34 protein-coding genes and 1 pseudogene are annotated in these 26351 nt (G+C 68.7%); 18 read left to right on the top strand and 17 right to left on the bottom strand.

The features are described 5' to 3' along the window. Positions 1 to 54: 54 nt before the first annotated feature. Both SBI67_RS05625 and SBI67_RS05630 read left to right on the top strand, forming a co-directional pair. Entirely contained in the window at positions 55 to 966 is a 912-nt protein-coding gene (locus SBI67_RS05625) for a 1,4-dihydroxy-2-naphthoyl-CoA synthase (protein ID WP_266045079.1), read from the top strand. Positions 967 to 975: 9 nt separating this feature from the next. Beyond that, entirely contained in the window at positions 976 to 1833 is an 858-nt protein-coding gene (locus SBI67_RS05630) for an SDR family oxidoreductase (RefSeq protein ID WP_318979625.1), read from the top strand. A gap of 12 nt (positions 1834 to 1845) precedes the next feature. On the opposite strand, the gene SBI67_RS05635 is transcribed toward SBI67_RS05630, so the two are convergent. Genes SBI67_RS05635 through SBI67_RS05655 form a run of 5 tightly spaced genes read right to left on the bottom strand, consistent with a single transcriptional unit; the run spans position 1846 to position 6597 of the window. Continuing rightward, positions 1846 to 2721: a polysaccharide deacetylase family protein gene (locus SBI67_RS05635; RefSeq protein ID WP_318979626.1), complete on the bottom strand. Its 876-nt coding sequence runs from the start codon at positions 2719 to 2721 to the stop codon at positions 1846 to 1848. After that, positions 2711 to 3679 carry an agmatinase gene (speB, locus tag SBI67_RS05640; protein ID WP_318979627.1) on the bottom strand — a complete coding sequence of 323 codons (969 nt, stop codon included), beginning with the start codon at positions 3677 to 3679 and terminating at the stop codon, positions 2711 to 2713. The genes SBI67_RS05635 and speB overlap by 11 nt, the downstream gene beginning before the upstream one ends. Continuing rightward, complete coding sequence (locus SBI67_RS05645) at positions 3676 to 4437, bottom strand: SDR family NAD(P)-dependent oxidoreductase (protein ID WP_318979628.1); 762 nt, start codon at positions 4435 to 4437, stop codon at positions 3676 to 3678. Before SBI67_RS05645 ends, speB begins: the two co-directional genes overlap by 4 nt. Then, on the bottom strand, positions 4434 to 5147 hold the full coding sequence (locus SBI67_RS05650; protein ID WP_318979629.1) for an SDR family NAD(P)-dependent oxidoreductase: 714 nt from the start codon (positions 5145 to 5147) through the stop codon (positions 4434 to 4436). The genes SBI67_RS05645 and SBI67_RS05650 overlap by 4 nt, the downstream gene beginning before the upstream one ends. Further along, a complete protein-coding gene (locus SBI67_RS05655; RefSeq protein WP_318979630.1) occupies positions 5140 to 6597 on the bottom strand; it encodes an APC family permease in 1458 nt (485 codons plus the stop codon). The genes SBI67_RS05650 and SBI67_RS05655 overlap by 8 nt, the downstream gene beginning before the upstream one ends. Before the next feature lie 164 nt (positions 6598 to 6761). Between SBI67_RS05655 and SBI67_RS05660 the strand changes: the two genes are divergently transcribed. The 6 genes from SBI67_RS05660 to SBI67_RS05685 are packed head-to-tail and all read left to right on the top strand — an operon-like array spanning position 6762 to position 11353. After that, positions 6762 to 8135: a PucR family transcriptional regulator ligand-binding domain-containing protein gene (locus tag SBI67_RS05660; RefSeq protein WP_318979631.1), complete on the top strand. Its 1374-nt coding sequence runs from the start codon at positions 6762 to 6764 to the stop codon at positions 8133 to 8135. 23 nt (positions 8136 to 8158) lie between these two features. Beyond that, complete coding sequence (locus SBI67_RS05665; RefSeq protein ID WP_318979632.1) at positions 8159 to 9106, top strand: efflux ABC transporter ATPase subunit, DrrA-related; 948 nt, start codon at positions 8159 to 8161, stop codon at positions 9104 to 9106. Then, on the top strand, positions 9103 to 9840 hold the full coding sequence (locus tag SBI67_RS05670) for an ABC transporter permease (RefSeq protein WP_318979633.1): 738 nt from the start codon (positions 9103 to 9105) through the stop codon (positions 9838 to 9840). Before SBI67_RS05665 ends, SBI67_RS05670 begins: the two co-directional genes overlap by 4 nt. After that, positions 9837 to 10595: an ABC transporter permease gene (locus tag SBI67_RS05675; protein ID WP_318979634.1), complete on the top strand. Its 759-nt coding sequence runs from the start codon at positions 9837 to 9839 to the stop codon at positions 10593 to 10595. Before SBI67_RS05670 ends, SBI67_RS05675 begins: the two co-directional genes overlap by 4 nt. 22 nt (positions 10596 to 10617) lie before the next feature. Then, complete coding sequence (locus SBI67_RS05680; RefSeq protein WP_318979635.1) at positions 10618 to 11022, top strand: VOC family protein; 405 nt, start codon at positions 10618 to 10620, stop codon at positions 11020 to 11022. Positions 11023 to 11032: 10 nt separating this feature from the next. Further along, a complete protein-coding gene (locus SBI67_RS05685; protein WP_318979636.1) occupies positions 11033 to 11353 on the top strand; it encodes an EthD family reductase in 321 nt (106 codons plus the stop codon). 57 nt (positions 11354 to 11410) lie between these two features. On the opposite strand, the gene SBI67_RS05690 is transcribed toward SBI67_RS05685, so the two are convergent. Genes SBI67_RS05690 through SBI67_RS05700 form a run of 3 tightly spaced genes read right to left on the bottom strand, consistent with a single transcriptional unit; the run spans position 11411 to position 13274 of the window. Then, on the bottom strand, positions 11411 to 11713 hold the full coding sequence (locus SBI67_RS05690; RefSeq protein ID WP_318979637.1) for a DUF3349 domain-containing protein: 303 nt from the start codon (positions 11711 to 11713) through the stop codon (positions 11411 to 11413). A 7-nt stretch (positions 11714 to 11720) separates the two neighbouring features. Further along, positions 11721 to 12005, bottom strand: a complete 285-nt coding sequence (locus SBI67_RS05695) for a hypothetical protein (RefSeq protein ID WP_266045092.1) — start codon at positions 12003 to 12005, stop codon at positions 11721 to 11723. Positions 12006 to 12035: 30 nt separating this feature from the next. Beyond that, a complete protein-coding gene (locus SBI67_RS05700) occupies positions 12036 to 13274 on the bottom strand; it encodes an inorganic phosphate transporter (protein ID WP_266045093.1) in 1239 nt (412 codons plus the stop codon). A 233-nt stretch (positions 13275 to 13507) separates the two neighbouring features. Between SBI67_RS05700 and SBI67_RS05705 the strand changes: the two genes are divergently transcribed. The 3 genes from SBI67_RS05705 to SBI67_RS05715 are packed head-to-tail and all read left to right on the top strand — an operon-like array spanning position 13508 to position 15605. Further along, complete coding sequence (locus SBI67_RS05705; protein WP_318979638.1) at positions 13508 to 13831, top strand: DUF3349 domain-containing protein; 324 nt, start codon at positions 13508 to 13510, stop codon at positions 13829 to 13831. Beyond that, complete coding sequence (menE, locus tag SBI67_RS05710; RefSeq protein ID WP_318980447.1) at positions 13828 to 14982, top strand: o-succinylbenzoate--CoA ligase; 1155 nt, start codon at positions 13828 to 13830, stop codon at positions 14980 to 14982. The genes SBI67_RS05705 and menE overlap by 4 nt, the downstream gene beginning before the upstream one ends. A gap of 8 nt (positions 14983 to 14990) precedes the next feature. Further along, positions 14991 to 15605: a pyridoxamine 5'-phosphate oxidase family protein gene (locus SBI67_RS05715; protein WP_318979639.1), complete on the top strand. Its 615-nt coding sequence runs from the start codon at positions 14991 to 14993 to the stop codon at positions 15603 to 15605. Between the two features lie 13 nt (positions 15606 to 15618). Here SBI67_RS05715 and SBI67_RS05720 read toward each other — a convergent pair whose 3' ends face one another. From SBI67_RS05720 to SBI67_RS05730, 3 genes are read right to left on the bottom strand one after another with little or no spacing between them, the layout of a single operon-like run. Next, positions 15619 to 16446: a GNAT family N-acetyltransferase gene (locus tag SBI67_RS05720; protein WP_318979640.1), complete on the bottom strand. Its 828-nt coding sequence runs from the start codon at positions 16444 to 16446 to the stop codon at positions 15619 to 15621. A gap of 4 nt (positions 16447 to 16450) precedes the next feature. Next, on the bottom strand, positions 16451 to 16774 hold the full coding sequence (locus tag SBI67_RS05725) for a branched-chain amino acid transport AzlD family protein (RefSeq protein WP_318979641.1): 324 nt from the start codon (positions 16772 to 16774) through the stop codon (positions 16451 to 16453). Further along, positions 16767 to 17453, bottom strand: a complete 687-nt coding sequence (locus tag SBI67_RS05730) for an AzlC family ABC transporter permease (protein WP_318979642.1) — start codon at positions 17451 to 17453, stop codon at positions 16767 to 16769. The genes SBI67_RS05725 and SBI67_RS05730 overlap by 8 nt, the downstream gene beginning before the upstream one ends. Before the next feature lie 49 nt (positions 17454 to 17502). Here SBI67_RS05730 and SBI67_RS05735 point away from each other — a divergent pair. Further along, a pseudogene (locus SBI67_RS05735) lies at positions 17503 to 18178 on the top strand (UdgX family uracil-DNA binding protein). On the opposite strand, the gene SBI67_RS05740 reads toward SBI67_RS05735, so the two are convergent. Continuing rightward, positions 18179 to 18718, bottom strand: coding sequence for a Dps family protein (locus SBI67_RS05740; protein WP_318979643.1), 540 nt, complete (start codon positions 18716 to 18718; stop codon positions 18179 to 18181). It lies immediately after the preceding pseudogene. A 103-nt stretch (positions 18719 to 18821) separates the two neighbouring features. Between SBI67_RS05740 and SBI67_RS05745 the strand changes: the two genes are divergently transcribed. From SBI67_RS05745 to SBI67_RS05765, 5 genes are read left to right on the top strand one after another with little or no spacing between them, the layout of a single operon-like run. Continuing rightward, a complete protein-coding gene (locus SBI67_RS05745) occupies positions 18822 to 19304 on the top strand; it encodes a DUF4383 domain-containing protein (RefSeq protein ID WP_318979644.1) in 483 nt (160 codons plus the stop codon). 38 nt (positions 19305 to 19342) lie between these two features. Then, on the top strand, positions 19343 to 20002 hold the full coding sequence (phoU, locus tag SBI67_RS05750; RefSeq protein ID WP_318979645.1) for a phosphate signaling complex protein PhoU: 660 nt from the start codon (positions 19343 to 19345) through the stop codon (positions 20000 to 20002). A gap of 28 nt (positions 20003 to 20030) precedes the next feature. Then, positions 20031 to 20249: a hypothetical protein gene (locus SBI67_RS05755; RefSeq protein ID WP_318979646.1), complete on the top strand. Its 219-nt coding sequence runs from the start codon at positions 20031 to 20033 to the stop codon at positions 20247 to 20249. Between the two features lie 15 nt (positions 20250 to 20264). Further along, a complete protein-coding gene (locus tag SBI67_RS05760) occupies positions 20265 to 20399 on the top strand; it encodes a hypothetical protein (protein ID WP_318979647.1) in 135 nt (44 codons plus the stop codon). A 42-nt stretch (positions 20400 to 20441) separates the two neighbouring features. After that, positions 20442 to 20855 (top strand): nitroreductase/quinone reductase family protein, encoded by a 414-nt coding sequence (locus SBI67_RS05765; RefSeq protein WP_318979648.1) that lies wholly within the window; start codon positions 20442 to 20444, stop codon positions 20853 to 20855. Here SBI67_RS05765 and SBI67_RS05770 read toward each other — a convergent pair. The 4 genes from SBI67_RS05770 to SBI67_RS05785 form a co-directional block, all read right to left on the bottom strand. Next, positions 20842 to 22302 (bottom strand): alpha/beta hydrolase, encoded by a 1461-nt coding sequence (locus SBI67_RS05770; RefSeq protein ID WP_318979649.1) that lies wholly within the window; start codon positions 22300 to 22302, stop codon positions 20842 to 20844. The genes SBI67_RS05765 and SBI67_RS05770 overlap by 14 nt on opposite strands. Before the next feature lie 80 nt (positions 22303 to 22382). Next, positions 22383 to 23510, bottom strand: coding sequence for an NAD(P)H-dependent flavin oxidoreductase (locus SBI67_RS05775; RefSeq protein ID WP_318979650.1), 1128 nt, complete (start codon positions 23508 to 23510; stop codon positions 22383 to 22385). A 36-nt stretch (positions 23511 to 23546) separates the two neighbouring features. After that, positions 23547 to 24332 carry an S-methyl-5'-thioadenosine phosphorylase gene (locus tag SBI67_RS05780; protein WP_318979651.1) on the bottom strand — a complete coding sequence of 262 codons (786 nt, stop codon included), beginning with the start codon at positions 24330 to 24332 and terminating at the stop codon, positions 23547 to 23549. A 17-nt stretch (positions 24333 to 24349) separates the two neighbouring features. Next, positions 24350 to 24583, bottom strand: a complete 234-nt coding sequence (locus SBI67_RS05785) for a hypothetical protein (RefSeq protein WP_318979652.1) — start codon at positions 24581 to 24583, stop codon at positions 24350 to 24352. Positions 24584 to 24666: 83 nt separating this feature from the next. Between SBI67_RS05785 and SBI67_RS05790 the strand changes: the two genes are divergently transcribed. Beyond that, positions 24667 to 25536, top strand: a complete 870-nt coding sequence (locus SBI67_RS05790) for a 1,4-dihydroxy-2-naphthoate polyprenyltransferase (protein ID WP_318980448.1) — start codon at positions 24667 to 24669, stop codon at positions 25534 to 25536. Here the strand turns inward: SBI67_RS05790 and SBI67_RS05795 are convergent. After that, positions 25533 to 26297, bottom strand: coding sequence for an SDR family oxidoreductase (locus tag SBI67_RS05795; protein ID WP_318979653.1), 765 nt, complete (start codon positions 26295 to 26297; stop codon positions 25533 to 25535). The two genes, SBI67_RS05790 and SBI67_RS05795, sit on opposite strands and share 4 nt — an antisense overlap. Positions 26298 to 26351 lie beyond the last annotated feature (54 nt).

The raw sequence follows: 26351 nt of genomic DNA on the forward strand, positions 1-26351 counted from the left end.
TACCCGAGCGCACCCTGTGCCAAACCTGAGCGTGCTGCGCAATACAGTCGCAGCATGAGCGACAACCCGTTCGACCCCACGCTGTGGCAGCCCGTGCCCGGCTTCGAATTGACCGATATCACCTATCACCGGCATGTCGTCGACGGTGTCGCGCAGCCGACGGTGCGGGTGGCGTTCGACCGGCCGGAGGTGCGCAACGCGTTCCGCCCGCACACCGTGGACGAGTTGTACCGGGTGCTCGACCACGCCCGGATGTCCCCTGACGTCGGGGTGATCCTGCTGACCGGCAACGGCCCGTCGGCCAAGGACGGTGGCTGGGCGTTCTGTTCCGGTGGCGATCAACGCATCCGTGGCCGCAGTGGCTACCAGTACGCGGCCGGCGAGACGGCCGAGACGGTGGACCCGGCGCGGGCCGGTCGGCTGCACATCCTGGAGGTGCAGCGGCTCATCCGGTTCATGCCCAAGGTGGTCATCTGCCTGGTCAACGGGTGGGCGGCCGGCGGCGGGCACAGCCTGCACGTGACCTGCGACCTGACCCTGGCCAGCCGGGAGCATGCCCGGTTCAAGCAGACCGACGCCGACGTCGGCAGCTTCGACGGCGGATTCGGCAGCGCCTACCTGGCCCGGCAGACCGGCCAGAAGTTCGCCCGCGAGATCTTCTTCCTGGGCCGCGCCTACGACGCACAGACCATGTACCAGATGGGCGCGGTGAACGAGGTGGTCGACCACGCGGATCTGGAGAAAACCGGCCTGCAGTGGGCCGCCGAGATCAACGGCAAGTCGCCGCAGGCCATCCGGATGCTCAAGTTCGGTTTCAACCTGATCGACGACGGTCTGGTCGGCCAGCAGGTATTCGCCGGTGAGGCAACGCGTTTGGCTTATATGACCGACGAAGCCGTGGAAGGTCGCGACGCTTTCCTGGAAAAGCGCGACCCGGATTGGAGCCGGTTCCCGCGCTACTTCTAGATTGGCTGGGTGGCCAAGAACCCCCTGCGCCGGCTGACCGACGCCGTGCTGTTGACCAGCATGCGCCCGCCGCTGACCGAACACCTGCACCGCGGCCCGGAGATCGAGCTGCGCGGCAAGCGCATCCTGGTCACCGGCGCCTCGTCCGGAATCGGTGAGGCGTCCGCCCGCAAACTCGCCGCGTGCGGGGCCAGCGTCGTCGTGGTGGCCCGGCGCGCCGAGCTGCTGCAGTCCCTCACCGACGGCATCCGCGCCGACGGCGGCATCGCCGAGGCGGTGTCCGCCGACCTGTCCGACCTGGACGCCGTCGACGCCGTCGCCGCGCAGGTGCTCGAAAGCCATGGCGGGATCGACATTCTGGTCAACAACGCCGGCCGGTCCATCCGGCGGCCGTTGATCGAATCGCTGGACCGCTGGCATGACCTGGAGCGCACGATGGCGCTGAACTATTACGCGCCGCTGCGGCTGATGCGCGCACTGGTGCCGGGCATGATCGCCCGTGGCGACGGCCACGTGATCAACGTGTCGACATGGGGCGTGATGAACGAATCGTCACCGTTCTTCGGCGCGTACCAGGCGTCCAAGGCCGCGCTCACGGCGATCAGCCGGGTCGCCGAGACGGAATGGTCGGCCAAGGGCGTGCACACCACGACGCTGTTCTATCCGCTGGTGAAGACGCCGATGATCGAGCCCACCAAGGCTTTCGTGGGCATGCCGGGGCTCTCGGCCGACGAGGCCGCCGACTGGATGGTGACGGCCGCGCGCACTCGCCCGGTGCGTATCGCACCGCGGATGGCGGTGACCGCCAAGGTGCTCGACGGTGTGGCCCCCAGCCTGCTGGACGCCATCATGAAACGCGGGGTCTAGACCGGTCAGTGCTCACGGCGGGGTGATGCTGCGCGGCGTCAGCCCCAGCGAGCGGACATGCTCGGCGATGGTGCCGAGATTGGTGGTCCACACGTCGGTGTGCTCCACCACGTAACGCATCAGGTCACCCAGCTCGGCCGCGCGGGAGGGCCGCCCGGACAGGAACGGGTGGTTGGTCAGCACCCAGCAGCCGCCGGCGTCGCGCAGCGCGTCGAACTCCAGCTGCCACAATTCCCTTGCCTTGCGCGGACTTTCGATCAGTCCGCTGCCCGAGACGTCGGGCAGGTAGCAATACTGCTCCCAGTCGTCGAGCGCCCATTGGATCGGGATCTCCACCAGCGACGTGTCCCCGACCGCGAGCTCGTAGGGGTGGTCGGCATCCATCAGGCTGGAGTCGTAGAGGAATCCGCGCTCGGCCAGCAGGTCCGGCGTGCGCCAGGACAGGTCCCACATCGGCGCGCGGTACCCGACCGGGCGCACCCCGGCCACCTCGGCCAGGGCCGCCAGTCCGCGGTCGAGGGCTTCGATCTCCTCGTCCATGGTCAGCGCCGTCGGTTGCTCGTGCAGGTAACCGTGGTGGGCGATCTCGTGCCCGGCGGCGACGATACTGCGCACCGCGTCCGGATAGCGGTGTGCGGTATGGCCCGGCACGAAGAAGGTCGCCGGGATCTGGTGGCGCTCCAGCAGATCGAGGATGCGCGGCACCCCCACCAGCGGTCCGTACGCCTGATGGGATATCACGCTCATCCGGGCCGCGACGGCGTCGTTACCCCACAACACGGCCGACTCGGCGTCCACGTCGAAGCTGAAGGACGCCGCCGCCGATTTGCCCGCAGGCCAGGCAAATTTCCCGTCGCTTCGCTCGCCCCAAGCCACGTCAGAACTCATCGGCCATCAGACTGATCAACTCGTAGGCCACATTCGCCCCGGCCACCGCGGTCACCTCACCATTGTCGTATGCCGGGGCGACCTCCACCACATCTGCGGCGACGATCCGCAGCCCCCGCATCGCGCGCAATACGGCGACCAGTTCACGGCTGGTCATCCCGCCGATCTCGGGTGTCCCGGTGCCGGGCGCAAATGCCGGGTCCAGCACGTCGATATCGATCGACACGTAGACGGGGTGCTCGCCGACCCGGGTCAGGATGCGTTCGATGACACCGTCGATCCCGATCCGGTCGACGTCGCGGCAGTGCACCACGGTGAAACCGAGGGATTCGTCGTCGAGCAGGTCGGCCCGGTCGTACAACGATCCGCGGATGCCGACGTGTGCCGAACGGTCCTTGACCAGCAAGCCCTGTTCGGCGGCCCGTCGGAACGGCGTGCCATGCGTGCACGGCGCACCGAAATAGGTGTCCCAGGTATCGAGGTGGGCGTCGAAATGGACCAGCGCCACCGGTCCGTGCACGGCGTGCACGGCCTGCAGCGCGGGCAGCGCGATGGTGTGGTCGCCGCCGAGCAACACCACGCGTTGCTCGCGGCGCGCCAGCAGGTCGGTCACTCCGGCGCGGATCTGGTCGACCGCCTCGCCGATGTCGAACGGGTTCGCCGAGATGTCACCGGCGTCGACCACCTGTGCCCTGGCGAACGGACTGGTGTCCAGCGCCGGGTGGTAGGGCTTGAGCAGCCGGGAGGCCTGCCGGATGGCGGCGGGACCGAACCGGGCGCCCGGCCGGTAGGTGACGCCACTGTCGAACGGCACTCCCACCACGGCGATATCGTGGTCGGGCACCTCGTGGCGTTGCGGTAACCGCGCGAAGGTGGCCAGACCCGCGTAGCGTGGCACCGCCTGCGCGTCCACCTGCCCGACCTTGCCGGTCTGCGACCGCACATAACGCTCCGTCATACCCTGCCCCTCGTCGATCCCCCATTGCAGGAGATCACTTGTCCGACAACCGCTTCCAGATCGAAATCGGTCAATAGCCGCACCGCCGCGGCAATCTCGTCGGCGGTTCCGATGCGCCCCAACGGGATCGATCGCGCGTACTGTGCCTGCACGGTCGCCAGGTCGACTCCGGCCGCGTCGGCGTCGACGCGCAGCTGTGGGGTGTCGATCACCCCCGGCGCCACCGCGTTGACGATGATCCGCTCCGGGGCAAGTTCCCGGCCCAGCGTCTTCACCAGCGCGATCAGCCCGGACTTCGACGCGGCGTACGCGGTGGCCTGCGGCCAGCCGGTGACACCCCATTCGCTGCTGATCACCACGATGCGACCCGCCCCCAACCGGCGCATATACGGCAGCACGGCCCGTATCAGGTGGAAGGTGCCGCCGAGGTTGGTGTCCACGACGCGCCACCAATCCTGTTCGTCGTGCTCCAGCAGTGGGGCCATGGTCATGTACGCGTGGTTGGCTACCAGGATGTCGAGGCGCCCAGTCGCCGTGGCGACGGTGTCGGCGAGCCGGTCGCAAGTCTCGGGGTCGGCGACGTCGCCAGGCACCGCCAGCCCACCGATCTCGGCGGCCAGCTCATCCAGCGCGCTACCGGCCCGAATGTCGTTGACGGCCACCGTTGCTCCCGCGGCGGCCAGTCGCCGGGCATGGGTGGCACCCATCCCCTGCGCGGCACCGGTGACCAGAGCGACCCGCCCGGCCAGCCCGCTCATATCACCGCCCCCGCGTTCACGTTCACCACATCACCGGTGCTGAAGCCGGCATCACACACCAGGTACTCCACACAGCGGGCCACCTCGGCCGGGGCGGTGAGCCGGCGCAGCGGCAGTGTCGCAAGGTATTCCGGTGCGCGCCAGGGCGAGTCGGGCGCCAGCAGCGGCGTGTCGGTGGGGCCGGGCGCGACGGCGTTCACCCGGACACCGCGGTCGGCCACCTCCGCGGCCAGACTGCGCACCAGGCCCAGGATCGCGCCTTTGGCCGCGGCGTAGTGCGCATCGTGTTCGCCGCCGCCGACGGCGAGTTCGCTGGAAACCGCCACCACCGCGCCGGATCGGCGCTCCAGCATGTCCGGCAGGCAGGCCCGGGTGGCGTGGAACAGTCCGCCGAGATGCACCCGCAGCATCCGCCGCCACGCCCGGGTGTCGATCTCGGCGACCGGCGCCATCTCGTAATGGCCGGCCGAGGTCACCAGCGCGGTGATCGGACCGAGCGTGCGGCGGATCTCGGCGACGGCACCGGACACCGCCGAACCATCCGAAACATCAACCACAGCAACGTGATCAGCGTCCGCCCGGGCGCTCAGGTCCAGTGCTGCGACCCGGTAGCCCCGACCGCGCAATGCCGATACGACGGCCGCGCCGATACCGCTGGCGCCGCCGGTGACCACCGCCACCGGTGGCTCAGCTGCCGGCCGCTCAGACACGGGTGGTCCCGAGTTCCTCGGCGACCTCGGTGCCCACGATGCGCCCCCGTACCCCGGCCAGCGTGGCGAGGCCGACGGCCAGCACCACCGCCACGCCGATCCACACCGACCAGTCCAGGTATCGCTGGTCGTATACCGGGCGCGGCCAGGAGATGTTGAGCATCTGCAGCACCGCCCACACCGCGGCGAGCACGGCCACCGGCACCGTGGCCCGGCCCAGCGAGAACGCGCCGTCGCGCCACTGCCTGCGCGCCAACACCACCACGAATCCGATGAGCGGGAACAGGAATGCCAGATAGAACCCGCCGGTGGTGAAGTTGACCATCAGGGCGTAGATGTCGCCGGCGACGATGCTCAGCAGAAACAGCGCGCCACCGACGACGGTGGTCACACCGATGGCCAGCACCGGGATACGTGCGTTACCGCGCAACCTTGCCAGCGCGGTGGCCCCGGGCAACGCGCCGTCGCGGGCGTACGCCCAGATCACCCGGGACGCCGAGGTCTGCAGCGCCAGGAAACTCGCGATGAACCCGATGACGAACAACACCTCGACCGGTTTGGCGATGCCCTGTCCCAGTGCGGTGGTGAGCGTTTCGTACACCGGGTCGGCCACCGACCCGGCCACCACGGCATCCAGGTCCGGGATGGCCAGGATGATCGCCAGGCTGGAGTAGGCCACCACCAGCGCGATGAACGTCAGCGAGAACAGCACCGCCTTGGGCAGGTAGCGCCGCGGTTCGTGCACCTCCTCGGCGATGGCGCCCGCGCTCTCGAAGCCGACGAAGGAGAACCCGATGAACGCCACCGCGATGAGGAACGGTCCGCTCAGGTAGGCCCAGGTGCCGGTGTCCGGGCCACCGCCGTCGAACAGCACCGAGACCGAGTTCTGCCGGTGGAACAGCAGCAACCAGGTGCCCAGCCCGATCGAGCCGATCACCTCGGCCACGATGCTGGCGGTCATGAACACCTTGAGCGCGCCCCGGCCGATCAGGTTGATCGCCGTGCCGCCGATCAGGATCACCAGCGCGATGACGGCCCGCAGCCCACCCGAGGGGGCCTGCACACCGGCGATGTTCGCCACGAAACCGGCCGCGCCGAGTGCGACCGTGGCCATCGCGATCACCAGCGTCCACATGTACACCCAACCCGCCAGCCAGCCGTAGGTGGTGCCGAGCAGCCGCCGCGACCACTGATAGATGGATCCTTCCAGCGGCCAGCGGGACACCAGCATCGCGAAAACCAGAGCGACCAGCAGCTGACCGCCGAACACCAGCGCGAAACCCCACCAAAAGCTGGGTCCGGCGGCGGCCAGTGCGAGACCGAAGATGCCGTAGAGGGCGACGATCGGCGAGATGAAGGCGAACGCGAACGCGAAGGCCGACCACAGGGAGAACTCGCGCCGCAGGGCCTGCGGCGCGTCGATGCCGGGTGCCGAGCCGGGTGCTGACATGTGCTGCTCCTCAGGACGTGTTGGACGAACTATCAACCCCGGACCGCGGACATGCCAGCATCGACGGCAAAGATGCAGCAGATGCACCATCGACAGCCCTGCGCATTGGCCGATCGCACAACGTCGGCCGGGCGTCGGTGTGACGCCGGCGTTACGCTCGGCTGATGCCGGACCCGACTGCGCGCGACCTGCTCGGTTCGGTGCTCGGGCTGAGCGCCCCCGACGACGCCATCGGCGACCTGGACCGGCCCATCAGTTGGGCGCACACCACCGAACTGCGGGACCCGTCGCGTTACCTACGCGGTGGTGAACTGGTGTGCACGGTCGGGATCAGTCTGCAGACACCCCAGGACTGCGTGGACTTCGTCGGCGCGTTGGGCACCGCGGGAGCGTCGGGCTTGTGCTTCGGCATCGGTGATGTGCACGATGCCGTACCCGACGCGCTGGTCGCAGCGTGCCGTCGGCAGGGGCTGGCCTTGCTGGTGGCACCACCGGCGGTGCCGTTCGCGGCCCTGAGCCGGTTCGTCGCCGACTTTCGGATGGGCGGCGAGATCGCCGTAGCCCGTGCGACCAATAGCCTTGTGCCGGAGCTTCTTTCATCGCAACGCCGGGGCGAGACGGTACGCCAGCTGCTGGACCGGGCCGGCACGGTGCTCGGCGGTTACTTCGTGGTGGACGGTGCCGACCGGGCCGACGGTGCCGGGCCGGGCACGCTCGACGTGGAGGGCGTGGGCAGTCTGTCCTGGGTGGGACGCGGTCGGCCGCCGGAACCGGCCGTGCTGGAGGTCATCGCCCGGTTCGCGCAAGCCGCCCAAGGTGACCGGGACATCGAGTCGGCGCTGTCGCGGGAGCGGGTCGGACAGCTGCTGTCGCTGGTGGAGCGGCGCATGCTGCTGCCCGACGCGCTGTCCCAGCTGTTGGACTGGCCGGGCCTGGGCGCACCAGAATTGGCGTGTTCGGCCTGGCCCGCGGGCGCGGGTGCCGTGCTGGCCATGACGTTTCCCGCCGCATTGGTGGGCGACGCCCCGGACGTGTGCCTGGTGCTGACCCCCGACGGCGGGGAGTTTCGCCAGTCGGCCGCCGAACTGTCCCTGCCGTCCGGTCATTCGGCGCCCTCACCGTTGATCGAACTCGGCTCGGCCATCAGCCAGGCGCGCATCGCGCTGGACATGGCGCGCCAACACGGCGGCAGCGTCGGACCCGACCAGCTGAGCACCGTCGGCAGCCTGCTCGAGGGCCTCCCGTCGAATCGGCTGGCGCCGTTCCGGCATCAGCTCATCGATCCGCTGGCCGACATGGACCGCAGCCGCGGCACCCAACACGTGCGCACGCTGCGAACCTTCTTGGCCACCAACGGGTCCGTCATCGACACCGCACGCGAGTTGTTCCTGCACACCAACACCGTGCGGCACCGGCTGGGCCGTATCCGGGAGCTGACCGGGCGCGACCCGATGAACCTGGGCGATCTGGCCGCCTTCGCCATCGGCTTACAGGCCAGCGACCGCTCTCGGCGACGCCCGGACCCATCGCCAACTTAGGTTAGCCTGTCATACTCAACCGCGTGTCCGACTATGCGATCCAGCTGGAAGACGTCACCAAACGTTTCGGCGACAGGCAGGCCCTGCAGGGCGTGACGTTCAGCATGCCGGCGGGCACGGTGCTCGGCGTGCTGGGACCCAACGGGGCAGGCAAGACCACGACCATCAATGTGCTGTCCACCCTGATCCGGCCCACTTCCGGCCGGGCCACCGTCGCCGGGTTCGACGTGGTGCACCAGGCCGCCGACGTCCGCAAACACATCGGGCTGACGGGCCAGTACGCCGCCATCGACGGGATGCTCACCGGCCGGGAGAACCTCGTCCTGTTCGCCGAACTCAACGGGCTGAGCCGGGCCAAGGCCCGCGCCCGGGCCGACGAGCTGCTGTCGGCACTGGGCCTCACCGACGCCGCCGACCGCCGCGTCGGCACCTATTCCGGCGGTATGCGCCGCCGGGCCGACATCGCCTGTGGGCTGGTCGCCGCGCCCGCCGTGGTGTTCCTGGACGAGCCGACCACCGGCCTGGACCCGCGCAGCCGACGGGAGGTGTGGGACCTGGTCGGTTCGCTGACCGCCGCGGGCACCAGCGTGCTGCTGACCACCCAGTATCTGGAGGAGGCCGACGCGCTCTCGGATTCGATCGTCGTCATCGACCACGGCCGGGTGATCGCCGAGGGCACGGCCGACGAACTCAAGCACCGCGTCGGCGCCACGGTGTGCCGGGTCACCCCGGTGCGCCCGGCCGACGGTCCCCGCATCGCCGCCGCGCTGGTCGATATCACCGGCACCGGAACCGAGATCACGGCGGATCCGGATACCGGCACGCTGTCGCTGCCCGCACCCGACGGGCTGGCCACCTTGAGCGAGGTGTTCCGTCGCATCGAGACCCTCGACATCGAGGTCGCCGATATCGCGCTGCGCAAGCCGTCGCTGGACGAGGTGTTCTTCGAACTGACCGGGTCGCCGGCGTGACGGCTCTGGGCGCCTTGACCCGGCGCTCGGTACTGGGCACCCTGCGCGACGGCGACCTGCTGTTCGCGATCGGCGGACCGGTCGCGTTCTTCGTCTGCTTCGACATCACCCTGCGCAAGGTCATCCAGACCGACGGGATGAGCTACCCGCAGTATATCCTGCCCGTCATCGTGGTGCAGGCAATGATCTTCACCGCGATGACCACGGCCGACCGCGCCGCGCGGGATCACCTGAGCGGCATGGGAATCCGGATGCGGTCGTTGCCCATCACGGCGCTGGCACCGGTGACCGCGCGCATGCTGTCAGCGCTGCTGCGCGCGGCCGCGGCACTGAGCGCAGCGCTGGCGGTGGGGTGCGCGTTCGGGTTCGGGTTCCACGGTGGGGTGGCCGACCTGTTGGTCTTCGTCGGGCTGTCCTTGCTGCTGTCGCTGGCACTGTCGCTGGGCGCCGACGCGATGGGTTCGGTCGCCGGCAGCACCGAGGCCGCCGGCCAGACGCTGCTGGTCCCCCAGCTGCTGCTGGTGATGTTGTCCACCGGAATCGCTCCGGCCCAAGCATTTCCGTCGTGGCTGGGCCCGTTCGTACGCCATCAACCGGTATCGGTGCTCGCCGACACGCTGCGTGGGCTCGCGGTGGGCCAGCATGTCCGGCTCGGCGCGAGCATCGCCTGGTGCATGGGGCTGTTGGTGGTGTTCGGTGCGATCGCCGTCCGCATGCAGAGGCGGGCGGCATGATCCGGCAATCCCGGGTGCACGCCCGGCGGCTGCTGCTGGGCTGGCGGCGCGCCCCGGTGGTGCTCATCCAGTCGCTGATCTTCCCTACCTTCCTGCTCGTCGTGTACGCACTGGTGGTCGGCACCTCGGTGCGGCAGCTGACCGGGTCCAGCAGCCTCTACGGCCTGGTGCCGATGTGCGCGGTGGCCGGGGCGCTGTTCGGCGCGATGGGCACCGGGGCCGCAATACCCGACGAGCGAGAAGCCGGACTGCTGAGCCGGTTGTGGGCGCTGCCCGTGCACCGGGCCAGCGCGCTGACCGGGCGGCTGATCGCGGAAAGCGCCCGCGCGCTGGCCGGCGCGGTGGCGCTCACCGCGGTCGGACTGGCGATGGGTCTGCGTTTCACCGAAGGCTGGCCGGGCGCAGTGGGATTCGTTCTCATCCCGGTGTTGATGGTGATCGGCTTCTCGACGGTCATCGTGGCGGTGGCCGTGCAGTCCGGCGGCAAGAACATCATCACGGGATTGTCGACGGTGTGCTTTCTGCTGCTGTTCTTCAATTCCGGGATGGTGCCGGTCGACGTGTTCCCCGGATGGGTGCAACCGATCGTGCGGGCCCAGCCGATGTCACCGGCCATCGAGGCGATGCGTGGGCTGGCCGGCGGCGGACCGGTGCTGTGGCCGGTGCTGCAATCGGTGGCCTGGGTAGCCGGACTCGTCGCCGTGTTCGGTCCGATCGCCGTGCGCGGGTACCGGCTGGCCGCCGAGAATCCGTGATAGACCGTGATAGACAGGGTGCATGGAAATCCTGGCCAGCCGGATGCTCATCAGGCCGGCGGACTATCCGAAATCCGTGTCGTTCTACCGCGATCAGATCGGGCTGGCCATCGCCCGCGAATACGGCGCGGGCACGGTGTTCTACGCCGGCCAGTCGCTGCTGGAGCTGGCCGGCCACGGCGAGCCGTCCGGCGGCGGAACACCTGCGGGGCGAGCGGAGCGACGGGATATTGCACTGTGGCTGCAGGTCCGCGATGTCTATGCCACGCAAGCAGAGTTGGCCGGCCGCGGGGTCACCGTCGCCAGGCCCGCGCAGGAGGAGCCCTGGGGCCTGCACGAAATGCACGTCACCGATCCGGACGGCATACTGCTGATCTTCGTCGAGGTGCCACCCACCCATCCACTGCGCCGCGACGTCCGCAATTGAGAGGAAGCCCGTGCCCGAGACCAAGATCACCGTCATCTACGACAACCCCACCGATCCTGCCGCGTTCGAGAGCGCTTATCCCGCAGAACAATTGGAGGCCGCCCGGCGCATCCCGGGGTACGTCCGGTTCGAGGCGTCCAAGGTGTGGCCCAAGGAGGACGGCAGCCCGACACCGGCCTACCGGTCCATCGACCTCTACTACGCCGATTACGACGCCGCCAGCGCCGCCGTCACCACGCCCGAGGCAGGCGAGTTCTTCGCGGCGATGGCTCGGCTGTCCACCGGCGGGGTCCGGGTGTTGTTCTCCGAGATCGAGATCCCGCAGTTCTGACCGGCTGCACGACAACACCCCCGGTCCGGTGGACCGGGGGTGTTCTGTTCGAGCCGCTTATCTAACTGGCGCGGCCAGCGGCCAGCCGACCGAGGCCAGCCGCGAGGCGACCTGGTGGATCTCCTCGGGGTTGGGCTCCTTCTCGATGATGGCCTCGACGGCGGCGCGGATCTCGGCCTCGGTGACCGTCTCGGCCTCACTCGTCCGGAGGATGGACTGCGCGGCCTTGACGACCTCTTCCTCGGTGAGCGAACGCTTGAGCAGAGCCAGCAGCGGGAAGTAGTCCTTGGGCGGCACGCCCTCCGGGTAGCCCTCACGCAACCATTGCAGGACGCTGTCGAACGCGTTGGTATCGGTCATCTGCGTCTCACTTACCCGGGATGAACGGGACGGGGTTGAAACCGAAGTGGTGGATGATGGTGGCCTTGGTGATCCACAGGATGCCGATCAGCACCACCACCCCGACGAGGGCGAACAGCAGCAGCCCGAGCGCCCGCAGTGCCGGGTTGGGGGCCTGCGCGGTGCCGTCGTTGTTGGTGCCGCCCGATCCGCTGGAGAAGGCCACCAGTCCGGTGGCGAACAGGGCGGGCAGGCCGGCACCCAGGATGAGCCCCACCACCAGCACCTTGAGGATTGCCTCTACGTAAGTCATTGCGTCACATTCCTTCTCGTCGCGTCGCGATCAGACGGCGGCTTTGTCGGGGCGGGTCTCGCGGACCTCGGCGGGCACCACCGAGTTGGTCGACTCGTCCCAGTCGGCGTTGACGTTGCTGTGGTCCACCTTCTGCTGCTGGGCACGCCAGTACATGTAGCCCGAGAGCGCCACCAGGATCACGAAGATGACGCCGTCCCCGACGAGCTGGGATCCGGTGGCCGACTTGAGCCCGAAGGACAGCCAGTAGGACAGCGCACCCACCAGCGCGGCGGCCGGCAGGGTGATCAGCCAGGCCATGGCCATCCGGCCCGCGACCGCCCAGCGCACCTCGGCGCCCGGCTTGCCGACACCGCTACCGAGGATCGAGCCGGTGGCGACGTGGGTGGTGGACAGCGCCATGCCGGCGGCCGACGAGCTCAGGATGATGGCAGCCGACGAGGCCTCGGCGGCCAAGCCCTGCGGCGACTCGATCTCGACGAGGCCCTTACCCAGGGTGCGGATGACGCGCCAGCCGCCGATGTAGGTGCCCAGCCCGATGGCCAGGGCGCAGGAGGCGATGATCCAGAACGGCAGGCCGTCCTTCTTCACGTCGCCGGTGAGATGCCCGGTGGTAATGAGCGCCAGCGCGATGACACCCATGGTCTTCTGCGCGTCGTTGGTGCCGTGCGACAGCGCCACCAGCGAGGCGGTGGCGATCTGGCCCCAGCGGAAGCCGTCCTCGCGGCGCTTCTTCATCACGTTGCGGGTAATCCGGTAGACCAGCCAGGTGCCGACGGCCGCGACCAGGCCGGCGATGAACGGGGCGGCCAGCGCGGGGATGATCACCTTCTGGAACACGCCGGGCCAGTTGACCCCGGACAGGCCGAGCGCGGCCAGGCCGGCACCGATCAGACCGCCGAAGAGCGCATGCGACGAGCTGGACGGGATGCCGAACAACCAGGTCAGCAGGTTCCACAGGATGCCGCCGATGAGGCCGGCGAAGATGATGGTCAAGCCCATCGACGCGTCGATGCCCGACAGCAGATGCCCGGTCTTGCTGTCCTGCACCTTCAGCACCGACGTGGTCACGGTGACGGCCACCTCGACCGAGAGGAAGGCGCCGACCAGGTTGAGCACACCGGCGAGGATCACGGCGGTCTTGGGCTTAAGCGCACCGGTGGCGATCGACGTCGCCATCGCATTTCCGGTGTCGTGAAATCCGTTGGTGAAGTCGAAAGCCAGCGCTGTCCCAATCAACAGCACCAGGATGATCATCTCTGCGCTCATGGCGCTAATTCTGGGGTAACGCCATCCCGTTTGACCAGCGGGTAGGGCGCCTACCAATATGGTCTGACCAGGCGATTTTCAACTGCCCCACAGGAGTTCACCCAGTGTTCATCTTGGCGCCCCGGTGCGTTCTCCTGAGAACGGACATGGCAGCCGGTTTGTCTGCGCGCGACGGAAGCAGCCCGTGACCGCGCGCACTACCATCGATGCGACTCAAGGGAGGAGGACGAGCCGTGAACGCGTTTCTCGCAAAGATCGTGGCGTGGCTGAACGCCGGCTATCCCGAGGGTGTTCCGGGTCCTGATCGGGTACCGCTGATGGCACTGCTCACCCGCCGGCTCAGCAACGACGAGGTCAAGGCCGTCGCCCAGGACCTGATCGACCGCGGCGAGTTCGACCATATCGACATCGGCGTGTTGATCACCCAGATCACCGACGAGTTGCCCCGCGAAGAAGACGTGGAGCGGGTGCGGAATCGGCTGGCCGCCAAGGGCTGGCCGCTCGACGACCCACGGGACGGCGACCCGGCCGAGGACGACGACGAGGAGACCCCATAACCGTCCTGCGACCGCTGCCCATCGAGCCCGGCGTGGCGGCCCTGTCGGCGCTGCCCGCGATCGAGGCGGTGCTGTCCGGGCAAAACGCCGGCGCGCTGCTGCCCGTCCCGGCCGACGACCCGCGCCAGGGCGCCCTGCTGACCGACGCACTTCGCGCCGGCGAGAACATCGGCGAGAACATCGCCGTGGTGGTGCCGACCTCCGGCACCACCGGAATCCCCAAGGGCGCCATGCTGTCGGTCGCGGCGTTGACCACGAGCGCACACGCCACCCATGACCGCCTCGGCGGGCCCGGCCACTGGCTGCTGGCGTTACCCGCCCATCACATCGCCGGGTTACAGGTGCTGGTACGCAGCGTGCTGGCCGGCACCACGCCGGTGGCGATCCCGGCGAGCTTCGCTGCCACCGAACTGGTCTCCGCGGTCGCCGCGATGGGGTCCGGCCGGCGCTACGCCGCACTGGTGGCCGCCCAACTGGTCAAGCTGCTCGACGAGCCGGCCGCGGCGGCGGCACTGGCACATCTGGACGCGGTGTTGATCGGCGGTGGCCCGATGCCGGCGGGGGTCGGCGGACGCGCGGCCGACGCCGGGATCCGGGTGATACGCACCTACGGCATGAGTGAGACAGCAGGTGGCTGCGTCTACGACGGCCGGGCACTGGCCGGTGTGCAGGTCCGGATCGACGACGGCCGGGTGGTGCTCGGCGGGCCGATGGTGGCCGACGGCTATCGCAATCCGGTGACCCCGGACCCCTTCGCCGAGCCGGGCTGGTTCCGCACCGACGACCTCGGCGCGCTCGACGGTTCCGGGGCGCTGTCCATCCTCGGCCGGGTCGACGACGCCATCAGCACCGGTGGGCTCACGGTGTTACCGCAACTGGTGGAAAACGCCATGGCCGGCCATCCCGCAGTGGCCGAGTGCGCCGTGTTCGGGGTTCCCGATGCGCGGCTGGGACAGCGGGTGGCCGCGGCCGTGGTGATGGTTCCCGGTGCCACGGTGCCGGTCCTGACCGAGATCCGCGCGCTCGTCGCGGAGACGCTGGACGTGACCGCCGCACCGCGCGAGATCCACGTCGTCGATGCGCTGCCACGGCGCGGGATCGGCAAGCTGGACCGAAAAGCACTTTCCCTGCGGTTCGGGGACCCCGGATGATGGACGGTATGCGAACCGAGGTCACGACCGCCGAAGAACTCCGGACCATCGTCGGGGAGCCGACCGCCGCCGTCGCCAACAAGGTCAGCGACCGGCTCTCCGATATCCACCGGGATTGGATCGCGCACTCGCCACTGTGCTTCGTCGCCACCACCGACGCCCAGGGCCGGGTCGACGTCTCCCCCAAGGGTGACCCGGCCGGGTTCGTGCACGTGCTGGACGCGCACACCATCGCCATCCCGGAACGCCCTGGCAACAAACGGGTGGACGGCTACCTCAACGTGCTGCAGAACCCGCGGGTGGGCACGCTGTTCGTCATCCCCGGGCGTGGGGACACCGTGCGCGTCAACGGGTGCGCCAAGATCGTTTCCGACGCACCGTATTTCGACGCGATGGCCGTCAAGGGCAAACGCCCCATCCTGGCCCTCGAAGTCACCGTCGAAGAAGTGTTCTTCCATTGCGCCAAGGCGTTCCTGCGTTCGGACGCGTGGAAGCCGGAGACCTGGAACCCCGAAGCGGTGCCCAGCACGGCACAGCTCGCCCACTCGTTCAAGCCGGAACAGACGCTGGAACAACTGCAGGCGTACTACGCCGAGGATCACCTGCGCACCCTGCTCTACTGACTGGGTGCACCGATCAGCGCACCAGGATCGCCCGGGTGTAGAGCAGTTGAAAACCCTTGCGCTGCACGTTCTGCTGCGATCGCGACCCCGGTGAAGTGGTGACCACGGCGATATCGGCGCCTGCGGCATCCGCATCGGACAACCGTGCGGACAGCAGCGCGCTCTGCACGCCGCGCCGACGGAACGCCGGCGCGGTGGCGGCCCCGGTCAGCTGAGCGACCCCATCGGTGATACGCATGCTGGCCCCGCCCGCGATGGCGCTCACCCCGTGCTCATCCCCCGTCGCTTCGCTCGCCGAGCAGCGCGCCAGGTAGGTCACCGCACCGGCGGCGACCATATCCCGCACTGCCGCGGCGAGCACGTCGCGGGGGAACTCCTCATGGCTGGGCACCCCCTCGGCGTCGGGGTGCGCGAAACCGTCGACGACCACGTCGACCCAGGCTCGCAGCTCGTCGGCACGGGCCTTGTCGACCCGGACGCCCGGTACGCCGGGCTCGGCGACGGGCCGGGTGCCGAGCACATTCTCGAACGACACCAGCCGGTAGCCGCGGCCGGTCAACATGGCGCCGATCTGCGGGTCAGCCAGATTCGACAGCTCCACCTGGACGGCCGCTCCGCGGCGGGCGTACTCCCGTTCGATCTCGTCGAGGTCGGCGTCGGCCGGGACTCCGCCGAAGCCAAGGCCCACCACCTTGGTCAGCGGTGAATCGGGCCCGGCGAAGCACGCCGCGCCCCCGGCCAGCGGACGGACATCGGTGGCGCCGGCACTGATCAGCGCCGTCTCGGCGGCCTCGATCCGCGCGGCGAGCTCGGTTCCCGGGAAGATGTTCACGACGCTCACCGTCTCACCACGCCGTCACCAATGTCACGTAGATTACGGTGCCCGCCAGGATGGACACCAAGGCGTGGCCCCGCCACAAATGCAGACCCGCCGTGACGGCCACCGCGATCGCCGTCCAAACCTGCTGACGCACAGCGGCTTCGGGCACGTCACGCAGGGTGTACATGGCAAGTATCACCATCACGCCCAGCGGCATGTGCACGCTCAGATACCTGATGACGACGCTGTGTCGCATGGGAGCCAACGCGGCGAACGGCAACGCCCGCAGCGCCCACGTCACCGCCGCGCTCACCGCCACCAGTGCGGCGATGTGTCCGGGCTCAGCCATCGGTCCGCCGACGATCGACCACGAACCGCGCCAACAGTGCTGCGGTGAACGCGGCGAACGCGCACACCAGCAGCTGCCCGGGAGCGACCAGCCAGGCCACTACCGCGCACAGCACCGCGATCACCGCGGTGAGCCGGTCCGGGTGCTGACGGTAGGCGTCGATGGCCAGCACCACGAACAACGCGGTCAGCGCGAAGTCGAGCCCCTGCAGGCGTTGCACCGGCAGGGCCGCACCCACCAACCCGCCCAGTCCGGCCGAAGCGGCCCAGGTGAGGTGAAAAGCGCACTGCATCAAGAGGATCTGGCGGCTGGTCCAGGTGGCGGCCGCCGGGCTGACGCCGACAGCGTAGGCCTCGTCGGACAGCACGTACGTGCTGTACAGCTTGGCGGCCGCGCCGTCGATCCGCTGCAGCGGAAACGACAGGGCGTAGAACACGTGCCGGGAGTTCACCACGAAACTGGTCAACGCCACAGTGGCGATCGGTGCGCCGGCCGCGGCCAGGCCGACCATCAGGAACTCCAGCGAGCCGGCATAGATGACCGCCGCGAACACCGGCGCCCACCACCACGCCAGCCCGGCGTGCACCACCAGGAATCCCAACGCCATGCCCAGCGGGACGAATGCCAGGCCGATGGGTGCCGAAAGCCGCAGGACGGCACGAACAGGATGCTCGGGCATCCGACCAGTCTGGCCGATTCCGCCGGTCGTCCCGCGGGTACCCCGAAGCATGGACCAGCCCGGCGCCGCGGACTTCGTACCGGCCACCCGCAGTTTGTCCGTTCCGGCGGGTGCCGCGGCTGCGATCTGTACCACGATGCCGATCAGGCGGTGTTCGGCGCCGGACCGCGGTCGGCACGCCTGATGCTGGTCGGTGAGCAGCCCGGCGACCGGGAGGACCGGATGGGCCGGCCCTTCGTGGGGCCAGCGGGCCGGCTGCTGGACAAGGCGCTCGACGCCGCGTCGGTGGACCGCACACAGGTGTACGTCACCAATGCCGTCAAACACTTCAAATTCACCGAGCGCGGCAAGCGCCGCATTCACCAGAAGCCGAGCCGGACCGAGGTGGTGGCATGCCGCCCTGGCTGCTGGCCGAATTGGCGGCGGTGGCCCCGGACACCGTGGTCCTGATGGGTGCCACCGCCGCGCAATCGTTGCTGGGCAACGACTTCCGGCTCACGGCGCACCGCCGCGAGGTACTCGCGTTTCCGGACGCGGAGGTACTCGCATTTCCAGACGCGGAGGTACTCGCGTTTCCGGACGCGGAGGAGGCACCGGCTCCCGACGTCGTCGTCACCATTCACCCGTCGGCGGTGCTGCGCGGGCCCGACGACGGACGTGCGGCCGCCTTCACGTCACTCGTAGAAGACCTCCGCTTCGCCGCGGGCCTGCGCAGCAGCAGTTGATCAGCGCGCCGCCGCGGCAGCACCTTTCTCGGTCTGCTCACCCTCGTTGGCCAGGGTGCCGCCCGCGCTCTCCAGGTGCGCCCGGACGAACCACTGGAACTTCTCCAATTGACCCGCCTGGTCGATCAGCAGATCCTGGGACACCAGATCCAGCTCGTCGAGCCGTTCGATCGACTTGCGAATATCGGAGATGACCCCGTTGTACACCAGATCCAGTGCGGCCAGGTGCGCCTGGACCGTGTCGCGGCCCACCGAATAGTCGTCCCACACCCGGTCTTTGAGGATCGCCCCGGGCGTACCCTGCGGTGAGGCACCCAGCGCCGCGATCCGCTCGGCGACATCGTCGGCGAAGCCGCGCACCAGCTCCACCTGCGGATCGATCATCTCGTGCACGCCGATGAAGTTGGGCCCCACCACATTCCAATGCACATGCTTGAGCGTGAGGTGCAGATCGTTGTAGGTGCTCAGCTGCCGCTGAAGCAAATCGGCGATCTCGCGGCTGTCGTTGTCGGAGAGTCCGGGAATGGTGAACTCACTCATCAATTCGCTCCTTTACGCAGATGACTTCCGGCTGCGGGTACCCCCGTTCGCGCGCGACCAATCAAGACCGGCTCAACGGCACAGTCCGGGGTAACCCGTGGCCATGACCACTTCCACTCCCCACACCCGCACCCACATGCCGGCCGTGCGCATCGCGGCCCTCGTGGTCGGCGCCTTGTTCCTCGTCGTCGGCATTGCCGGCTTCATACCGGGACTGACCACGCACACCGACATGTTGACCTGGGCCGGGCATCACTCGGGCAGCATGTTGCTCGGGGTGTTCGCGGTCTCGGTCCTGCACAACGTGGTGCATCTGGCCTTCGGGATCGCCGGGCTGCTCGCGTCGCGCACCGGCACCGCCGCCCGCGGCTTCCTCGTGGTGGCCGGGGTGATCTACCTCGTTCTGACGCTCTACGGGGTGGTGATCGACCACGCCAGCAGCGCCAACTTCGTGCCGCTGAACACCGCCGACAACTGGCTTCACCTGGCCCTGGGGTTGGCGATGGTGGGCCTCGGGGTGTTGCTGGGCCGGCCGGCGGTGCACACCGACGACGGCACCATTGCGCCGACCGACGGGCTTGAGTGAGGAGTTTTGTCGGGTCACGCCGACGGGTATCCGGCACCATGCGCACCGAGTTCCACGCCGAGATCGACCACCTGACGGTCGAGCTCGGGCAGATGTGTGAACTCGCGGCCTCCGTGATGACATATGCGACGGCGGCGTTGGTGCACGACGATGACGATGCCGCACATCGGGTCGGAATCGAACTGGCCCGGTTGACCTCCCTGCACCATCGTGTCGACGAGCGGGCGTTTGCCATTCTTGCCCGGCAGGCGCCGGTGGCCCACGACCTGCGGGTGGTGATGTCGGCCTTCGCCATCTCGGCCGATGCCGACCGGATGGGCGGGTTGGCTGCCAACATCAGCAAGGTGAGCCGGCGGCGCGCATCCACCCCGGTGCCACCGGTCGCCTTGGATGTGTTCGCCGCCATGGGCCGGCAAGCCGTGGCGCTGGCCGAAGGCGCGCACTCGGCGGTGCTCCGTACCGATCTCGTTGCCGCCCAGCACATCACCGACGGCGATGAGGCGATGAATGCGCTGCACCGCAGGCTGTTCACGATGGTGCTCGATGATCGTTGGGAGCACGGGCCGATCGCCGCGGCCAACGTCATGCTGCTCGGCCGGTTCTACGAGCGGTTCGCCGACCATGCCGTCAGCATCGCCCGCCGCGTCGTGTTCCAGGCGTCCGGGCGGTTACCGCACAGCAGCACCTCGCCGACGTGAAAACCATCCCCGAACTGAGGAGAAACCCATGCCGAGTTTCCGGCGCATCTCCATCGCCATCGGCGCCGCCGCCCTGACCGTCGGCATATCGACCGGCTGCGGTGGCCAGGACAAGCCCATGGTGAGCACCCCGGTCGAAACCAAGCCGTCGAGTTCGGTCATGACCGAGACACCGTCGACGGTGGCCCCCGGTACGACGCTCACCGGAACCCCGACCGAGCGCACCGACACGGGCGCCCCGTCCTGACAGCGAGGAGTGACCATGCCCCGCGGAGACGGCATCTACGCCGACGACCCAGCCGATCAGCCCCCGCCGATCACGACGGAGGACGGCGACCTGGACAAGGACACCCCGGACGTCGATACCGACACCCCACAAGAGGAGCCACCGGACTGAGGCTCTTGTTATTGAGTGATTGTTCTATTAACGTCGGTAACCATGTCTGACGGATTGCGTAAGTTCACGTTCGAGCGCCGGCTCGGTCGGTGGGTGATGAACCCCGTGGTCGCCACGCTCGACAAGCTCGGGCTGCGGCCCCGCCTCATCGTCGAACTCGAGACCACCGGCGCCAAGACCGGCGTGGCGCGCCGCGTCCCGCTCGCCGGCCGCGCCGACGAGAACGGCGTATGGGTCATCTCCCAGCACGGGCGACGCGCCGGGTGGGCACACAACATCGCCGCGCACCCCGAGGTCCGCGTGCGGGTGAACGATCAATGGCGAGCGGGCACAGCCACCTTCGAGCCGGAGGACGACGTGCGCACCCGGGCCCGCACGTTCGGCGGCACTGCGACGGCGCTGACCATGCGAGCCATGGAAAGCGACCCCATCTCGGTGCGCATCACTTACCGGTAGCCGGCTCCGCCACATTGGTCGATACCGAGGTCGGCCCGGCAGTCGCGGCCGCCGGGAAACCGGTACGGGGCACTCCCGGGGTACCGAGCTGGCCCGCCAGCCAGGGCAGCGACGCGGTGAACGTCGCCTTGGCGAACGGCCAGTCATGCTTGCCAGGGGCGGCGATCACCGCGCAGTCCATCCCCTTGGCGGTGCCCAGCGCGCACAACGAGTGGGCGGCCGCCGTCTGATCACCGGGATTGCCACCGGCATCCCGGCCGCCCAGCCCGACCGCATCGGCAGCGGCGGCCTGATCCATCTTGTGCGGGGTCTGCGGGGTGGTGGAAATCTCGAACCACCCGGCGACGCCCCGATAGCTGCCGTGCGCGTTCATCACCGTGGTGGGGTCGAAGGCGGCCCACGCAGCCTCGCTGCCCCCGAACAATCGGCTGACGGTCTGGTCGTGGGTGCCGGCGGTCGGCCCCAGGTCCCCGGCGATGTCGACGAACGCGCTGAACAGGTCGGGATGCATGACCGTGAGGTCGACCGCGCAGGTGCCGCCCATCGACCACCCGACGATACCCCAGTTGGCCGCCGCGGAACTCACCCCGAAGGTCGAATTCACATACGGCACAACATCCTTGGTGAGGTGGTCGGCGACGTTGCCGCGCGGTCCGTTGACGCACTCGGTGTCGTTGTTGAACGATCCGCCACTGTCGACGAAGACGAATACCGGGGCATTGCCGCCGTGCGCCGCGGCGAAAGCGTCCATGGTCGCGGCAGCGTCCCCGGTGCGCAGCCAGTCCGCAGGCGTGTTGAATTCACCGCCGATCATCATCACGGCCGGCAGCTGGGTAGCACCGGCGAACCAGGCCGGCGGCAGGTAGACCAGTTCGGTGCGATGTTTGAATCCCGAGGCGTCGGCCGGAATGGTCACCGGGACGACGGCGCCGTGGGCGGGCACGCTGTGGGCGGCCTTCTGCGCCTGCACGGTGGCGAGGTCGGTTTCGTCGGGCAGCGGCCCAGCGGTCAGCTGGTTCCACGCCGTCTGCACGGTCGGGAAATAGCCGACCCACAGATTGACCGCCAGTGCCGAACTGAGCAGACATCCCGCCACCGCGAGCGCCGAGACACCGCGCCGCCACCACGGCGCCGTCGCCCAACCAAACACCGCGACACCGATCGCGAGCCCGCTCAGGCCGATCCACACCCACAGTTCGTCGGGGGCCGGGTCGTCTGCCATGCCCTGGGAGTCGATGAACCAGTTCGCCCAGGCCGCGGCGGCGACGCCGAGCAAAAGCGCCAGCGGCAACCAGAGCAGACGCCAGCGCCTGGTGCGCCACCCGATGGCCGCGATCAGGATCGCGGCGGCCACCAGCTGGATCACGATGGGCAGCCAGCCCCGCAGCAACGAAAGACCGTGATGGTAGGGATCCGCTGCGGCGGCGTCGGCGAGCAGGATCGTCACACCGACATCATGCCGTCGTAATCTTTATGCCCGCTGTGAGACAACGGCTTTCACGCACAGCCGGCACATAGAGAGCCAGGTTAGTCCGGCAGCGAGCCGCTGAGCCGCTCGGTGGCGGCGACGTAATCCTCGATGAACTCCAACACCACGTCCCGGGCCGGCTTCACCTTGTTCATCAACCCAACACCCTGACCGACGAAATACGTGGCCAGTGCCTGGGCGCCCTCATGCCCTTGGGCGGCCAGCGCATCGACACGCCGCAGCACGGGTTCGCTCAGCATGTTCTGCAACGGCAACGGCAACGGCTGCTGGCCACCCTTGGGCGCCCAGGCATCGGTCCAATCCGACACGAGCTGCCGGGACGGTTTACCGGTGCGGCCCGCCGACCGCACGGTGTCACGCGAGCTGGCGGCCAGCATCTTGGCCACGGTGTGCGGCTCGGTCTCGGCTTCCTCGGTCGTCAGCCACACCGAGCCGGTCCACGCCCCTGCCGCGCCGAGCGCGACCGACGCCGCCATCTGCTTGCCGGTCACGATGCCACCGGCGGCCAGCACCGGGACCGCATCATCGATCGCATCTATCACTTCTGGGACCACCACCAGGGTCGACACCTCACCACAATGCCCGCCGGCTTCGGTACCTTGCGCCACGATCAGATCCACGCCGGCGGCGACCTGTTTGACGGCGTGCTCCTTGGCGCCGACCAGCGCCGCCACCGGAATGCCGTGCTCGCGGCCGGCCTCGATCATGTAGTCCGGCGGCACCCCGAGCGCATTGGCCATCAGCTTGATCGGATGGCTCAGCGCCACCTGCAGCAGGTCCGAGCCGGTGCCACCGGCCAGCACCGGGGCGCCGGTGCGCGGCGTGGGGTCGGGGTCGATGCCGTGCTCGCGGAGCAGGTTGTCGATGTAGTCGCGGTAGTCCTGCGGGATCCGGGCGGCCAGATCGGCCTTGCTGAGCTGCTCACCCTTGCCCTCGAATTTGGCAGGCACGATGATGTCGACGCCGTAGGGCTTACCGTGCACGTGCTGGTCGATCCAGGTGAGCTCGCGGTCCAGCTGCTCGGGGGTGAAGGCGGCGCCACCCAGTACCCCGAAGCCGCCGGCGTTGGTCACCGCGGCGACCACATCGCGGCAGTGACTGAAGGCGAACAGCGGGAAGTCGATGCCATAGTGCGCGCAGAGCGCCGAGGGGGACGTCGGTGTCATCCGCTCATTATCGACACCTGTCAAGTTCGATGGAAGCTAGGGCAACTCGAACGGCAGCGTCACACCATCGTGCGCCAGGCAGTGCGTGCAGACCCGCTGCGGCGCGGCCGCCGCGGCATTCTCGATGGCCTCCCGCACCAGCTTCTTGAAGCCGACCATGTTGCGCTCGAACTCGGCGAACACGTCCACCGCCCGCACGCCGGCCCCGGCCTCCACACCGGCATCCAAGTCTGTCACCAACGCTATTGCGGCATAACATATTTCCAGTTCGCGGGCCAGCACGGCCTCCGGGTAGCCGGTCATGTTGACCAGGCTGAACCCCTGATCGGCGAACCACCGGCTCTCGGCCCTTGTGGAGAACCGCGGCCCCTGGATCACCACCATGGTGCCGCCGTCGACGACATCGGGGAGCTCGGCGGCTGCCGCCCGCAACGCCGGGCAGTACGGATCGGCGAATCCCACGTGAATCCCACCGGCATCGAAATAGGTGTCCGCACGCCCGCTGGTGCGGTCGACCAGTTGGTCGGGCACCACCATGGCACCGGGACCCAGCGCCGGGTTCAGGCTGCCGACCGCGCACGGCGCGAAGATGCGCCGGACACCCAGCGCGCGCATCGCCCACATGTTGGCGCGGTAGGGCACCGTATGCGGTGAGAACTCGTGGCGCACGCCGTGCCTCGGCAGGAAGGCGACCTCGTGCTCGCCGACGGAACCGACGGTGATCGCCGCGCTCGGCGCGCCATAGGGCGTGTCCAGGTTGATGCGGCGAGCATCGGGACCGAAGAACGAATAGAAGCCGCTACCGCCGATTACTCCGAGCATCCGCCCATTCTGCTGGGTCAGTCGGCGGTGGGCTCCGCCAGCTCGGCGTTGAGGTCCGCCTTTTCGGCGGCCTGCTTGGCGGCGTCGCGGATGGCAAAGGCGTCGGTGGCCAGCCCACCGATCGCGTTGGCCACGTCCTTGACCGCGGTGGTGATGATGCTGGCAACTTCGCCCACGGTCGACGCCACCGACTCGACGCCCTCTTGCAAGGCGTCTTTGGCGATCTCGGTCTTGCTCAGTCGGTCGGTCATGAGACAAGTGTCACGTGGTGTGCGCCACGTGACAAGGTGCCGCTCGTCACGCCATTTCGAAACACCATGCGACGATGGCCCGCATGGCAACCTTCGCGCAGTGGGTGGAAGGCGCACGCCCTCGTACCCTGCCCAACGCCGTCGCCCCCGTGCTGGCTGGGACCGGGGCAGCCGCCGCGCTCGACGGCGCGGTGTGGTGGAAGGCGCTGTTGGCACTGCTGGTCTCATTGGCCCTGATCGTCGGGGTGAACTACGCCAACGACTACTCCGACGGCATCCGCGGCACCGACGATGTGCGCTCCGGCCCGCTGCGGCTGGTGGGTTCCCGGGTCGCCTCCCCGCGGGCGGTGCTGACGGCGGCGTTGGTCAGCCTGTCGGTCGGCGCGGCGGCGGGCCTGACGCTGGCAATCGTCAGCGAGCCGTGGCTGATCGCCGTCGGTGCCGCGTGCATCGCCGGTGCGTGGCTCTACACCGGCGGGTCGACGCCCTACGGCTATCGCGGGCTGGGCGAGGTGGCCGTCTTCGTCTTCTTCGGGCTGGTCGCCGTGCTGGGTACGCAGTACACACAGGCACTGCGAGTGGACTGGGTGGGACTGGCGGCCGCGGTGGCCGTCGGCTGTCTGTCCTCGGCCGTGCTGGTCGCCAACAACTTGCGCGATATCCCGACCGACCGCGAAACCGGCAAGATCACCCTGGCCGTGCGACTCGGCGACGCCCGCACCCGGCTGCTGTACCAGGTACTGGTCGGGGTGGCGTTCGCCATGACGTTCGTGCTCATGGTGGCCACCCCGTGGTGCGCCGTCGGCCTGCTGGCCGCACCGTTGGCGGTGCGAGCCACCGGACCGGTGCGGCGCGGCCTCGGCGGGCGGGAGCTGATCCCGGTACTGCGCGACACCGGACTCACCATGCTGGTGTGGTCGGTCGCGGTGGCGGTGGCCCTGACCTTCGGTTAGCTTGCGTGCGGGTCGGCCGAGTTGAGCACCGCGATGGCGTGCTCGTAGTCCCCACGCACCTCTGCGTAGCGCAGGAACTTGACGTTCTCGACCTGAATCTCGTTGGCGTCGGGCTGGTTTTCCAGGATGTCCACCACCTCGTCGACGAAATCCTGCAGCGGCATGGCCCACTGGCTGTCGCGCTGCCCGGGGACCAGGTCGGTCCGCACCGCCGGCGGCTCGAGTTCCTTGAACTCCACCGACGTCCCGGCGAATTGCAGGCGCAACGTCTCGGTCAACAGGTGGATGGCCGCCTTGGAGGCGTTGTAGCTGGGTGTCACCCGCAACGGGGTGAATCCCAGTCCCGAGGACACCGTCATCACCGTGGCCGCCGGTTGGTTCTGCAGGTGTTCGATGAATGCGGCGATCAACCGGATCGGGCCCAATACGTTGGTGGTGATGGTTGATTCGGCCGAGGCCAGGAAGGTTTCGGGGTGACGCCAGTCCTCGATGCTCATCACCCCGGCCATGGTGATCAACACGTTCAGGTCCGGATGGGCGGCCAGCACCTGCGCGGCGGCCGCGGTGATGCCGGCCGGGTCGGCGGTGTCGATCCGGACAGCGTCCACGTCGGGGTGCTCGGCCACGATCCGGTCCAGCAGCTCCTGCCGGCGTCCGCCGACGATGACCTTGTTTCCCTTGTCCCGCAGCGCAAGTGCGAGGGTCAGGCCGATACCACTGGTGGCGCCGGGGATGAAAACGGTGTTGCCGGAGATCTTCATACACCCAGCCTGCGCGTTCCCCACCCATCTGTCACATGCATATCTATGATGCAA

Origin of the sequence: Mycolicibacterium chengduense (genome assembly GCF_033741155.1) — a bacterium.
Taxonomy (GTDB): domain Bacteria; phylum Actinomycetota; class Actinomycetes; order Mycobacteriales; family Mycobacteriaceae; genus Mycobacterium.